At 52.1% G+C, this 12,179-nt stretch carries 13 protein-coding genes; 1 reads left to right on the top strand and 12 read right to left on the bottom strand.

Going from position 1 to position 12,179, the window contains the following annotated elements; translation table 11 throughout:
• Positions 1–185: 185 nt before the first annotated feature.
• Genes ACLIN2_RS04220 through ACLIN2_RS04210 form a run of 3 tightly spaced genes read right to left on the bottom strand, consistent with a single transcriptional unit; the run spans position 186 to position 1,256 of the window.
• Positions 186–659, bottom strand: coding sequence for a GNAT family N-acetyltransferase (locus ACLIN2_RS04220; protein WP_411503294.1), 474 nt, complete (start codon positions 657–659; stop codon positions 186–188).
• Positions 660–1,043: a DUF4180 domain-containing protein gene (locus ACLIN2_RS04215; protein ID WP_411503293.1), complete on the bottom strand. Its 384-nt coding sequence runs from the start codon at positions 1,041–1,043 to the stop codon at positions 660–662.
• 27 nt (positions 1,044–1,070) lie between these two features.
• Positions 1,071–1,256: a response regulator transcription factor gene (locus tag ACLIN2_RS04210; protein WP_411503292.1), complete on the bottom strand. Its 186-nt coding sequence runs from the start codon at positions 1,254–1,256 to the stop codon at positions 1,071–1,073.
• Between the two features lie 151 nt (positions 1,257–1,407).
• Between ACLIN2_RS04210 and ACLIN2_RS04205 the strand changes: the two genes are divergently transcribed.
• Positions 1,408–1,839 carry an SDR family oxidoreductase gene (locus tag ACLIN2_RS04205; RefSeq protein WP_411503291.1) on the top strand — a complete coding sequence of 144 codons (432 nt, stop codon included), beginning with the start codon at positions 1,408–1,410 and terminating at the stop codon, positions 1,837–1,839.
• Positions 1,840–1,918: 79 nt separating this feature from the next.
• On the opposite strand, the gene ACLIN2_RS04200 is transcribed toward ACLIN2_RS04205, so the two are convergent.
• From ACLIN2_RS04200 to fba, 9 genes are all read right to left on the bottom strand, one after another.
• Positions 1,919–3,067, bottom strand: coding sequence for a Gfo/Idh/MocA family protein (locus ACLIN2_RS04200; RefSeq protein WP_411503290.1), 1,149 nt, complete (start codon positions 3,065–3,067; stop codon positions 1,919–1,921).
• A gap of 10 nt (positions 3,068–3,077) precedes the next feature.
• Entirely contained in the window at positions 3,078–3,908 is an 831-nt protein-coding gene (locus ACLIN2_RS04195; RefSeq protein WP_411503289.1) for a sugar phosphate isomerase/epimerase family protein, read from the bottom strand.
• Between the two features lie 229 nt (positions 3,909–4,137).
• Positions 4,138–5,307: an MFS transporter gene (locus ACLIN2_RS04190; RefSeq protein WP_411503288.1), complete on the bottom strand. Its 1,170-nt coding sequence runs from the start codon at positions 5,305–5,307 to the stop codon at positions 4,138–4,140.
• A 6-nt stretch (positions 5,308–5,313) separates the two neighbouring features.
• Positions 5,314–6,333: a LacI family DNA-binding transcriptional regulator gene (locus tag ACLIN2_RS04185; protein WP_122961587.1), complete on the bottom strand. Its 1,020-nt coding sequence runs from the start codon at positions 6,331–6,333 to the stop codon at positions 5,314–5,316.
• 177 nt (positions 6,334–6,510) lie between these two features.
• A complete protein-coding gene (locus ACLIN2_RS04180) occupies positions 6,511–7,509 on the bottom strand; it encodes a sugar ABC transporter substrate-binding protein (protein WP_122961586.1) in 999 nt (332 codons plus the stop codon).
• 70 nt (positions 7,510–7,579) lie between these two features.
• Positions 7,580–8,617, bottom strand: coding sequence for an inositol 2-dehydrogenase (iolG, locus tag ACLIN2_RS04175; RefSeq protein ID WP_411503287.1), 1,038 nt, complete (start codon positions 8,615–8,617; stop codon positions 7,580–7,582).
• A 34-nt stretch (positions 8,618–8,651) separates the two neighbouring features.
• Positions 8,652–9,650: an ABC transporter permease gene (locus tag ACLIN2_RS04170; protein WP_310229770.1), complete on the bottom strand. Its 999-nt coding sequence runs from the start codon at positions 9,648–9,650 to the stop codon at positions 8,652–8,654.
• Position 9,651: 1 nt separating this feature from the next.
• Positions 9,652–11,142, bottom strand: a complete 1,491-nt coding sequence (locus ACLIN2_RS04165) for a sugar ABC transporter ATP-binding protein (RefSeq protein ID WP_301172446.1) — start codon at positions 11,140–11,142, stop codon at positions 9,652–9,654.
• Positions 11,143–11,295: 153 nt separating this feature from the next.
• Complete coding sequence (gene fba / locus ACLIN2_RS04160) at positions 11,296–12,174, bottom strand: class II fructose-1,6-bisphosphate aldolase (RefSeq protein ID WP_301172445.1); 879 nt, start codon at positions 12,172–12,174, stop codon at positions 11,296–11,298.
• Positions 12,175–12,179 lie beyond the last annotated feature (5 nt).

Raw genomic sequence — 12,179 nt, 5'->3', positions numbered from 1 at the left:
TTGGCTCCGCCAAGCTTTGTGGCGGAGCCTTAGTACCCAAAGGGCACAAGTCTTGCTATCTCACTTCGTTCGAAGTCTCGCTATGTTGCACTTATACTGGCTAAGAATCATATAAATTCTTACTGTAAAAGAAAGGAGCCACTCTCTTTTTGAGAAGGTGGCTCCTTTGCATGGATCGAACGAATCTAGCACTTTTCCTGGGCAACCGTTTTTCGCATGACCAGCTCGCCGTCATATTGCTCACCAGTCTCCACAAATCCCAGACGACGGTACAGCTGCAAGGCGGCAGCATTATGCGGATAAACCGTTAGCCTTACCTCCTGGCACTGGGAGAAGCGTTTGGTGATGTACGCAATCATCTCGAGCATCGCTGCTTTTCCGTACCCTTTCCCCTGGTGGGCAGCGTCGATGAGAAAGCCGTTGATCCAGTACATATCGGTTGTTTCTTCAACAAATGCATGCATGATGAAGCCTACCAGCTGCTCCCCGTGATAGATCGCAAAGGGCAGATACACCACACTGTCCCCATCCGGTTTGATGGATACCTTCGCGAGTGACACTGCCACCGCCGGGACAAAATCCTTTTGATCCTCGCTTACTTGCAAAGCGATAGCCGCGAGCCAGTTCTCTCTCGTCACTGGTTTCAATCGAATGTTCATCTAAGCTCCCTCTTCCGTGTCGATTTGATGCAGGACGTCCAGTGCTTTCACTACCGTCGGCAAAAACCAGACACTGTTCCCCTTGTTGCTCTCGTAAATGAAGTCGTTCAGGCTTTTGCTGTTGCAGCTGGCAAACTCCCCTACAATCGCCAGCTTCACCTGGTAGTTCGTATATTTTTGCAGGATTTCCCCAGCCAGCTTCGTCTTGAGCTCGAAGAAGTCGTCCACGATCTGTTCCTTTTTCAATATGATCTTATCGCAGCCCTCGTTGTACTGGACGCTCACCATCAAGTCCAACGCATCTTGAACATTTTGGATCACCATATCCTCACTCACCACGACTGCTACCTTCGAATCATTTCTTTGATCCACTCTGATTTCCATGGAAGGCTCCTCCCTGTGCTGGCTTGCCTAGATCCACCCTCTGCGATACTTTTCCCCGATCGCGTGCGAGCGATTTTGCGCGCCCAGCTTCTTGATGGCCGATTTGATGTACTGCTTCACTGTAAACTCACTGATGCTCATCGAGTCCGCCATCTCCATTGTATTTTCACCCCAAGCTATTCTGCGCATAACCTCCAGTTCCCTTTTGCTCAATACCTGCAACTGGACCTTAGCAGATTTGTACGACAAGGTCTGGATGGTGGATGTAATGCCGACACCACCCTCTATCTCAGAGCCGATTCATGGTACACCGGCGCCAATATCGCGGGCAAGCCTCGCAGCTTTTTGATCTACCTCGGCGGCTTTGCCGTCTACCGCAACATCTGTTTGGACGTCGCAAGCAAAGGATACGAGGGCTTCTCGGACTCAAGCACGTGCTCAAGGTCATGGAGCAGCAGCAATCCGGTTCATCGTCAATACCTCCTCGGCTGCCGGAATCGAGAGCTGCCCTCATCTCGGCGTCTATGCTGCGAGCAAGCATGGCATAGTCGGCTTGACGCGTACGGCAGCAGTTGAGTATGGCCCGAAAGGCATCCGAATCAATGCCATCTGTCCTGGAGGTGTCGTGACGAATATGACCAAAGGGATGGACATGATCAATCCCGAGCAGAACGGACCTGCCCGCCGCCCGGCTTCCCCGGATGAGATCGCCAATGTCGTCCGATTCCTGGCCTCTGATGAAGCCAGCTACATGAATGGCGCGATTATTCCGGTCGATGGCGGATTGACGAGCTAAGTCGAAAAGGAAACGGGCATGATCGCCACGCTACGGAAAGCGCACGCCATCATGCCCGTCATCCATCGTCCCTCCCTGATCACATGGACTGCACTGACGCCCACTGTCTCGACAGGATCGACTGCTCCACTGCCTCCAGCACATATTGATTGCGCAGGCCGTCCTCGAAGCTCGGACTAGGACTGACGCCTGTCGAAATCCCTTGCATGAAGTTGACCATCAGGTTGATAAACGTATGCTCATAGCCGATGCTGTGACCCGTTGGCCAGTAAGCGCTCGTGTAGGGATGGTGCTCTCCTGTGCAGTGAATCGTCCGGAAGCCTTGCAAGGCGGGCTCATCATCCTGAAAATAAACCTGCAGGCTGTTCATGTTCTCCAAATCCCAGCGGATCGAGCCCTTCTCCCCGTTTATTTCAAAACGGTTGCCAGCGCGGTTTCCCCCGGCAAATCGGGTAGCTTCGAAAACGCCCATCGCTCCGTTATGGAAACGGGCAAGGAAGGAGCATGCATCATCAACGGTGACCTCGCCCATCTCCGTGCTGTTTTCCCCGAGTGGCCGCTGCTTTACAATCGTATCCCACATCCCTACGACTTCGCTGAATTCTCCGACCAGGAACCGCGCTAAGTCAATAATGTGGGAGCCGATATCTCCCAGCGTGCCTGTGCCTGTCACGTCCTTTTGCAGACGCCAGGTAAGGGGGGTATTCGGATCCATCAACCAATCCTGTATGTACTGCGCGCGAATGTGACGGATCTGTCCGATTCTCCCTTCCTCGATCAGCTTTTTGGCAAATTGAACAGCAGGAGCGAATCGGTAGTTATGGCACACCATGTGCACGACCCCTGCTTTTTGTACGGCATCAAGCATCTGCCTGCCCTGCTCTGTCGTCATCGCCAGCGGCTTCTCACTAATGACGTGCTTGCCTGCCTCTGCGGCCGCGATTGCGATATCCGCATGCATGTGATTAGGAGTCACTATGTCGATCACGTCGATGTCGTCACGCTCGATCAGTCTTCGCCAATCGGTTTCATACGTAGCAAAGCCCAGTATCTGTGCCTCGCGCTTGACTGCGTCTTCATCCCTTCCCGCAATTCCTTGCAGGATCGGAACAACCTCCGTATCAAAGAAAAAGGGAACGCCCCGGTACGCATTGCTATGCACCTTCCCCATGAACCTGTAGCCCACCATGCCCACACGCACGGTTTTCTTCCCTGCCTGTCTCATCATCTGCCGCCCCCTATTTTGGTGAATGCATCTGTCTTAGCACGGCTTCCGTCGCCGCCCTCGCTTTGATCGCCAGCTCCAACGGCTCCCACGCATAATACTCTTCGCGAAACAGCTCAACACTGGCCATTTTGTCGTACCCGGTTGCCAAGAGCGTCTCGATAAACGCTGCAAGCCCGATGACTCCGAGCCCAGGCAATACGCGGTCTGCATCCGTAAGCTGATCCTTCGGCACATCGTCAGCATCATTGATATGGAAGAGAAAGATTTTTTCTTTATCGACTCCTCTCAAATCCTCCAGCCGCGAGCATTCATAAAAATGAAAGATATCCACAGAAAGACCGACGTTCTCTCTGTCTACCTCCTTCACGATTTCATAGGCTTGAGCCAGCTCGTTTACCGTACAATTTTGAAAGCCGAGAAACTCCAGGGCCAGACCCAGCTGGTACTTCGCCGCTACCTCCGACATCCTGCGCAGCACCCGAACTGTCTCCTCGTGAATCTGCTGCCGGCTGACTCCGGGAACATTTGTACTTGGGCAAATGACCAGATAAGGAATTCGGAGGGCTCGCGCCATTCTTCCCATTTCGTGGAGCGTCTCCAGCATCTGCTCCTCTTCTTTTTCCGAGAGAAAGGAAAACATCGTCAGCGCATTGAGGGAATAAGGCTCTAACGGACTGCGGTCAAAATAAGCCCTCAGCTCCCCCAAGGAATGGGCTTGTTCGTATTCTTTTAATTTGGCAAACGGGACCTCGTAGTAATGAAATCCCGCTTCTTCTGCGACCTGCAAATCCATTTCCAGTGGGGCGCGCGTACTTTGTCCATTCAGTCCAAGTCTCATCATTAGGCAGAACCTCTTTTCCCATGGATTTGTCGACCAGATGATCATATGAAGAACAGGGTAATCGGTTAACCAAATATAAATAAAATTTGAGGCCGAATGTCGTGACGTGTGTAGGGTAACCGCTTTCCTTATCTATCTCTAATGTTATTTTACTATTCTTAATTATTCAACATATTTTCTTGAACCAGCCCATACAAAAAAGCCCAGTATTTGACGTCACAGCCAATACTCAAGCTTTTTGTGCCAGATTCTTCTTCGTTTTTTGAAAGACCAGCGTAAGAGCCGCTCCCAGTACACTAATGCCCGCCGCCAGTACGAACCCACTCGAGAGGCCGAGCGAATTGCTGATCACTCCTGCAGTAAGAGGCCCAACAAACATCCCCACCGCGTAAACAGCTTGGTAAAAGCCCATAGCCGTTGCCCGCTGACCGTGCGCTACGTTTTGGATGGACATTGCGGACAGCAAAGGAAAGGTCAGCCCCAAAGCAAAGCCATTCAAAGCTTGTGTCAGACAAAGCCACTCGATCCGTTCAAGAAAAGGAATCAGAAACGTGAAAAGTCCGCTCCCGATCAAGCCAACCAGCAGCGTCCTCCACTCCCCCAGCCGCACCGCCAGCACTCTGACCGACAAGAACGCAGCCAGCGCATGCGGGATCATAAAGGACAAGACGAGATAGGTCAGCTCCCTCTCCGTTCCTCCCAAGCTCTGTGCGTAGGTAGGGGTAAATCCGAACATCGTGGCAAACAGCACCATATGGGCGAAGATCGATAGAACGGATGCCTTCAGAAGCAGCGGTTCTTTGACCACTATCGAAATATCCGCCAATCGCATGGAAGTTTGCGTACCTCCCTGTTCCTTCTCATCACGGATGAAAAGCGTCAGAAGCACCCCAGCCGCCCCGAGAAGAGCTGAGAACCAAAACGGACTCTTGATCCCCCATTGATCCACCAACAGAGCGCTAAGACTCATCCCGCACAGCTGCGCCGTTACGGTCACCAGCTGCAGATTGCTCATCGCCTGCGCGCTTTTGCCTTGATAATAGCTCGCATACACAACCGTGAAAATCACCCAGGTAGACGCAGTAACCCCGGAGAGAGCACGAAAAAGCAGCGTCCATTCCAGCTGCTCGGTGAGGGCAAATCCAGCACTGCTGATGAGCAGAGCAAGCATTCCAAACGTCAGGAATGGCCGCCGAATCCGCAGATAATCAGAGAGAATCCCGAGCGGCAAACGTACGATCACCTGCATCAAGCCATAGCTGCCCAAAACAATGCCCATAAAGCTATAGGACGCCTGCATGGTATCGAGATAAGCAGGCAGTATGGGCACATACAAAAACAAAGAGAACCAGAAGAGAAACGCCACCCACAGAAACAGCCTCTGCTTGTGCTTTTCCATTTCTTGCTACAGGGGCCGGGTAGAGTCGCGTTTGATCAATTCCGGCGGCAAAATGATGCGGCTGCTCATCCGATCTTTATCCTGCATCCGATTCAACAGCAGCTCCATTGCATTGCGAGCCATCTCTGCCATCGGATGGGCCACAGTTGTCAGTCGCGGATCCACAATGGTGGACAGCAGCGTATTATCAAACCCCACGATGGACACATCTTCCGGCAGCTTCTTTTTGTGCTCTCTGGCCGCCTGCACCACACCGATGGCCAGGACATCGTTCGTCGCAAAAATGGCGGTGGGACCGCTTTTGCCTTCAAAAAACTTCGCGCTGGACGCTCGACCGGACTCGACGGAGGAATCGCAAATCACGAGATGCTCTTCGTGAAAGGGAACCTGTGCCTCCGCCATCGCCTGGCGTATGCCCCGTAGCCGTTCAATACTGCTCCATCGCAGCTCCAAGGTACCCGCTTTCCAGTTTTCAGCCAGAACCCCGATCGATTTATGTCCCAGCTCAAGCAAGTGCTTTCCTACGATATATCCGCCAAAAAAGTCATCCGTCGATACACTGTCCATCGTGCGTGTCGGAAAATCCTGCGCCACCATGACGACCGGAAACTTTTCTTCAATCAATTCCTTTAAAATTTCATCATTGATAAATCCAGATGCCAAAATAAAGCCGTCCACCCGCTTCTGACGCAGCAGCTCAATGTACTTGGATTCCTTTTCGATATTGTGATCGGTACTGCACATTACGACACTAAAGCCATTCTCCTGAGCCCGATCCTCGACATAGCGGGCGATCTCCGCAAAAAATGGGTTCGCCAAATCCGGAATGAACAAACCGATGGTAAACGTCTGCTTACCGGTCAGAGCTGATGCGACAACGCTAGGCTGGTATTTCATTTTCTCCATGATGGCAATGACACGCTGCTTGGTTTTGTCGCTGATCCGCCCTGAGTCATTGATTACTTTGGAGACGGTTGCTATGGAAACCTGCGCTTCCCGTGCCACATCGTATATCGTCGGTTTCATAAAAACACATCCCATTTTCATAAATTTCACTTAATTCATTATACATTAAGCGCTTAACCGTGCAAGGCGCGAAAAGCTCCACCATGGCCCCCTGATTGACGGGCAATCGCCAGCTTTAGCTGCTCTGTAAAAAAACAGGGTAAGAGTTAATCGATACTCTTACCCTCCCTCTGTTTTCTATTTGGAAAGACCGTTCAGGAACTCGATTTTCTTTTGCGCATTATCTTTCCCAATAAATTCTGCACCCGAGTCGATGCGTTTTTCGATTTGCTCGCCTTTGATCATCTTCACGGCGTTCTCAACGCCTTTGTATCCCATGTCATACGGGCTTTGGGCTACCGAGCCGAACAGCTTTCCTGCAATGACCTGCTCGAGCGCATCGATGTTTCCGTCGGTACCGATGATTTTTACAGCTGCACCTTTTGCTTCGATCGCACGGAGAGCTCCCAGCGCCATGTCATCGTTGGCGGAAAACAAGCCTTTCACATCCGGGTTTGTTTGGAGAATATTCTCCATGACAGACATCGCCTTTTCCTTGTCACTGTCAGCTGGCTGCTCTGCCACCACGTTCATGCCAGCAGCGATCAGCGCCTCTTTCGCCCCTTTGATCCGATCATCTGTCGCATTGTTACCCAGAGCACCTGCAATCAAAGCCACTTTGTCGCCCTTCGTCAGCTGCTTGGCCAGCTCCTCCCCGCCAAGCTTGCCTGCTGTGTAGTTATCCGTTCCGATGAAGGTCGCTTTTCCATCCCAGTTCGCGTCCGTATCGACGAGCAGAACGGGAATATTCGCTGCCTTGTATTTGTCAAACACAGGGATCGCGGTATCAGGCTGGGACGGAGACACAACCAAGGCTTGCGGTTTTTGGTTGAGTGCATCCTCCATCATGTTGATCTGCTCCATGACTTGTGATTCGGCTGCCGGACCGATGACCTTGCCGTCCACCCCGAGATCCTCGAATGCTTTTTTCGCGCCTGCCTCTACGTACTTCCAGTATTGACTGCTCAAGGTCTTCAGAACGACAGTCACTTTTGGCTTTTGACCGCTGTCCGGCGCTGCTGCCTGTGGTGCAGCTTCCTGCTTCGGTTGGTTGGTTGGAGCCGCGTTTCCTCCGCACCCTGCCACAACTGCCATTAACGTACACAAAATGATAGAATGTACAGCCAGCTTTTTCATTGAAGCTTTCCCCCTCTTATTTTGTAAGCTATTAAATGCTACCCGCTGTTAGGGATAGCGCTTAACCTAGTTACACAACGGAGCTGTCCTCAGGTTTGGTAGGAGTATGTAATGACACAGCTGCACCTGCTTCAAACGATTGTCTGGCAGCAATGGCGATAGCAAGCGCCGCCCTGCCATCCTGCTGTGTAACGGAAGGCTTCTGCCCTTTGCGAAGACTCTCAATAAAATGCTCCATTTCCAGCAAATACGATTCACGAAAACGCTGTGGAAAGGCGGGAACGATACTGTGCGTCTTGCCCTGCGCATTGAGAATGTGCACATCATGGTACTTGTGCGAGCCGATCATCAAAGTGCCTTCTGTTCCGACTACTTCTCCGCGAATGTCGTAGCCGTAGCTGGCGTTGCGGCTCGCTTCGATGTCGCCAGCTGCTCCCGAATCAAATGTGAGGTACGTGATTGCTTGATCCACATCGCTGAATTCCTGCATGAAATCATGAAGGAGAATCCGACCGTGCGCAGACACACTCTCGACTTCCGCATCCAGCAAGAATCGGGCGATGTCGTAATCGTGGATCGACAAGTCCAGAAAAATGCCGCCGCTGTGCCGGATAAATTCCGGAGGCGGTGAGCCAGGATCCCTGGAGATGCCCTTGTAGTAGATGGGCTTGCCAATGTCTCCTGCAAAAATCCTTCTCTTTGCCTCTGCATACGCGGGGTCGAATCGTCGCATGAAGCCGACCATGCAATGCACGCCTTGCCTTTCAATAACCTCGATCAATTCGTCAGCCAAATCCAGACGGGACGTAATCGGTTTTTCTACGAAAATATGCTTTCCATGCGTGGCCGCCAGCTTGATCATCTCGGCGTGCGTGCTGGTAGGGGTCGCGATGATCACCGCGTCAATCGCAGGATCTGCCATGACTTCCTCAGGAAATTGGCTAAAGGCAGCGACCCCGAGCTCCCTCGCGACCTTTTCTGCCTGCCCTGCTAGTGGATCGACGACTGAAGCCAGCTTTGCCCCTTTTACTTTCGCCGCCAGATTTTCTGCGTGCCAGTATCCCAATCTGCCCAGCCCCAGTACGGCACAACGGATTTTTTCCTTCACGTCTTTTTCCCCCTCGCCTGCCTGGAGTATTCGTTTATTTGTTCTTCTTGGCTCCCCTTTGACGCAGAACATCCACGTAAACAGCTGCGATAATCACGATACCGATGACCGTCATTTGAAAATCAGCCGGAACATTCAGTAAATTTAGCCCATTACGAAGCACTGCGATAATGAGAGCACCGATCAGCGTTCCCCAAACGGTACCGACTCCACCGAAGAAGCTCGCTCCACCAATGATGCACGCCGCGATCGCGTCCAGCTCATAACCCAGACCTGCGAGTGGAAAAGCGGAGTTCACACGACCTACCAGCACCAGCCCCGCTATCGCTGCCATCAGTCCGCTGATCGAGTAGACCAATACCAGGACTTTGTTGACATTGATTCCTGACAGCCTCGCCGCTTCCTTGTTACCACCGATCGCATAGATGTAGCGGCCTGTTGCCGTTTTGGTCAGGAAGTAATGAAAGCCGATGTACAGGACGAGCACGAGCAGAAAGCTGACCGGGATAGGGCCGACAAATTCGTTCCCTACAAACTGCACGGCAACAGGAAATCCAGAGATAGGTGCCGCCGCTGTGACGATCAGCGCGATCCCCCGAGCCACGTTCATCATCCCGAGCGTCGAAATAAACGGATGCGGCAGCTTCAGCTTGGTCAGCAGAATCCCGTTCAACCATCCGCACAGAAGCCCGACACCGATACAAACGAGAATGCCGACGATCGCTCCCAGCTTCATTTTGACGGCAAAAACGCCCATGATCATGATGGAGATGCCTAGTATGGAGCCGACAGACAGGTCAATCCCGGAGGTCAGGATCGGCAGCAGCATGCCCAGGGCCAGGATGGCGTTGATCGAGGATTGACGAGCTACGTTCATCAAATTGTTGACGGTCGCAAAATTTTCCGAGAGGATCGATAAAATAGCACATAAAAGAAATAGGCCGATCAGAGGTCCAAACTTGCTGGAGAGCTTTTTCAGCGTCCCTTTTCGCTTCAGCTCCTCTTCCTTTTCCTGTAGCGCGATTTCTGACATGTTACATCCCTCCTGTAGCAGCCTTCATGATCCCTTCCTGGGTGGCGTGATCACGCAAAATGTCCGCTGTTATTTGCCCTTCATGCATGACGAGGATTCGGTCGCATATCCCTAGAATTTCCGGCAGCTCCGAGGAGATCACGATCACGATCGCCCCGTTTTTCACCAGCGTATTCAGCAGGCGATACACCTCGACTTTGGCCCCTACATCGATGCCGCGAGTCGGCTCATCAAAGATAAAAACTTTCGCGTGGGTAGACAGCCACTTCGCTATGACGACCTTTTGCTGATTGCCGCCGCTCAGCTTCCTCGCATGCTTCTGCACGTCTCCGGGCTTGACCTGAAGCTCGGTTATGTACTCCTTGGCGATTTGCGTCAGCTGCTCCAGTTGAAGGAGGGAGCCTTTCCGAAAGTTTTTCAGGCTGGCGATCGTCATATTGAATTCCAGCGTCTGGTCGAGGATCAGCCCTTCTGCCTTGCGATCCTCGGTAATAAACGCGAGCCCCGCTGCGATCGCATCCTGCGGCGATTGGATCCGAACCTCTTTCCCTTCCACGTATACTTTTCCTGATTTCACCGGATCGACTCCGAATATGCCACGCGCGATCTCCGTTCGACCAGCGCCTACCAGACCGGCAATCCCTAGTATTTGCCCTTGATAGGCTGCAAAGCTGACCTCCTTTTCCGAGCCCTGCAAGCAGATTCCCTCGACGCGAAAGCCCTCTGCCCCCAGCTGGAACTGCTCCTTTGGGTACTTCTGATCCAGATTGCGCCCTACCATGTACTGGATCATTTCATCGGTACTGGTTTCTTTCACCGGAAGTGTGGCAATCTTGGCGCCGTCGCGCAGGATCGTGATGCGGTCGCCAATCTGCTTCAGCTCCTCCAGGCGATGAGAGATATACACGATGGCAATCCCTTGCTTGCGAAGCTCCATGATGGTCTCCAGAAGCTGGGCTGCCTCACTCGCACTTAGGCTGGACGTCGGCTCATCGAGAATGATCATTTTCGCGTTTATGGTAAACGCTTTCGCAATTTCAACCAGCTGCTGCTTGCCGATACCGAGATTGCACACCAGCTCCTCGACTGGAATGTCTTGTCCGAGCCTTTGCAAATATTCCTTTGCTTTCCTTTTCATTTCCTGATGATCGAGAAACCGGAATGGCGGACCTTTCCTGATTTCACGCCCCAGAAAAATATTTTCGTACACAGACAGCTGCGGGATCAGATTCAGCTCCTGATAGATTGTGGCGATCCCCAGATTCATCGCATCAACGGGACTTTGGATCTCGATCTTTTGATTTTCCCAATAGATCTCCCCCTCGTCCTTGGAATACGCACCCGTCATGATCTTGATCAGAGTCGATTTTCCCGCCCCGTTTTCCCCTAGCAGGACGTGCACCTCACCAGGCTCAATATCCAAGCTGACGTTTTTCAAGACGGGAATGCCGGAGAATCCCTTCTGTATATGGCGAAGTTCAAGAAGACTCACTTCTTTATCCCCCCTTGCATGACAATGGCTCGTTCGTCCACCTAAGTGATTCCATTTTTGTCAATGAAAGCGCTTAACCATCTTATTACCGATTATATTTACGCCCGGACGAAAAAGAAAGCGTTTTTTTCTAATTTTCCGATAAATTTCTCCTTACCTATTTTCCCTGCTTACTCTATTTATGCTGCCAAATTCCCTCATCTTTCTCTTTACGCTTTCCCTCACAGCATCTCTACCAGGTCCGAGGTAGCGGCGTGGATCCCATTCGCTCGGATTGGCCTTCAGGTACTCTCTCACGGCAGTCGTGCAGGCCATCTGGTTTTCCGTGTTCACATTGATTTTAGCGGTACCGAGCAGGATCGCTTTTTGAATATCCGCGTTCGGTATGCCTGTTCCCCCGTGTAAAACGAGTGGAACCCCAGTACGCTCCTGAATCTCTTGCATGCGCTCAAATCCCAGCTTGGGCTTCGCTTTGTATGGACCGTGCACGGAGCCCAAGGCAGGAGCCAAAAAATCTACAGACGTCTCTCTCACCAGTCGTACGCACTCGTCCACAATGGCATACATCGCTTCCGCTTCCTCGACGACCAGGTCATCTTCCCGTCCGCTAATGCGCCCAAGCTCGGCCTCTACCGTAACGCCATGCTCGTGAGCGAGTGCTGCCACTCGCCCCGTCATGGCTATATTCTCGTCAAGCGGTCGATGCGACCCATCGATCATGACAGAGGTAAAGCCGGCTTTGATCGCTTTTTGGCATGCTTCAAAAGAGGAACCGTGATCCAGATGCAGCGCTACCGGAACGGCAATCTCGTATTCTTCCATCAGTGCTTTTACCATCGCGACAACCAGTGTATACCCGCCCAGATATGAGATGTAGCTTTCACTCACGCCGAGAATGACGGGAGATTGCTCTTCTTGAGCGGCTAATAGAATCGCCTGGGTGAACTCCAGATTGTTCACATTGAACTGACCGACAGCATAGCGATGCTCGAGGGCATGGCTCAGCATCAGTTTCATGGATTCAAGTGCCAAAAGGA

It is taken from the genome of Brevibacillus centrosporus (genome assembly GCF_046622605.1).
Taxonomy (GTDB): Bacteria; Bacillota; Bacilli; order Brevibacillales; family Brevibacillaceae; genus Brevibacillus; species Brevibacillus centrosporus.
Note: the sequence above shows the minus strand (reverse complement) of the source record. Positions and strands in the feature narration are given on the sequence as shown.

Bases quoted from the DNA above. Each gene is read 5' to 3' on its own strand.
- ACLIN2_RS04220 (WP_411503294.1), bottom strand. From the start codon at position 659: ATGAACATTCGATTGAAACCAGTGACGAGAGAGAACTGGCTCGCGGCT.
- ACLIN2_RS04215 (WP_411503293.1), bottom strand. From the start codon at position 1,043: ATGGAAATCAGAGTGGATCAAAGAAATGATTCGAAGGTAGCAGTCGTG.
- ACLIN2_RS04200 (WP_411503290.1), bottom strand. From the start codon at position 3,067: ATGATGAGACAGGCAGGGAAGAAAACCGTGCGTGTGGGCATGGTGGGC.
- ACLIN2_RS04195 (WP_411503289.1), bottom strand. From the start codon at position 3,908: ATGATGAGACTTGGACTGAATGGACAAAGTACGCGCGCCCCACTGGAA.
- ACLIN2_RS04190 (WP_411503288.1), bottom strand. From the start codon at position 5,307: ATGGAAAAGCACAAGCAGAGGCTGTTTCTGTGGGTGGCGTTTCTCTTC.
- ACLIN2_RS04185 (WP_122961587.1), bottom strand. From the start codon at position 6,333: ATGAAACCGACGATATACGATGTGGCACGGGAAGCGCAGGTTTCCATA.
- ACLIN2_RS04180 (WP_122961586.1), bottom strand. From the start codon at position 7,509: ATGAAAAAGCTGGCTGTACATTCTATCATTTTGTGTACGTTAATGGCA.
- ACLIN2_RS04170 (WP_310229770.1), bottom strand. From the start codon at position 9,650: ATGTCAGAAATCGCGCTACAGGAAAAGGAAGAGGAGCTGAAGCGAAAA.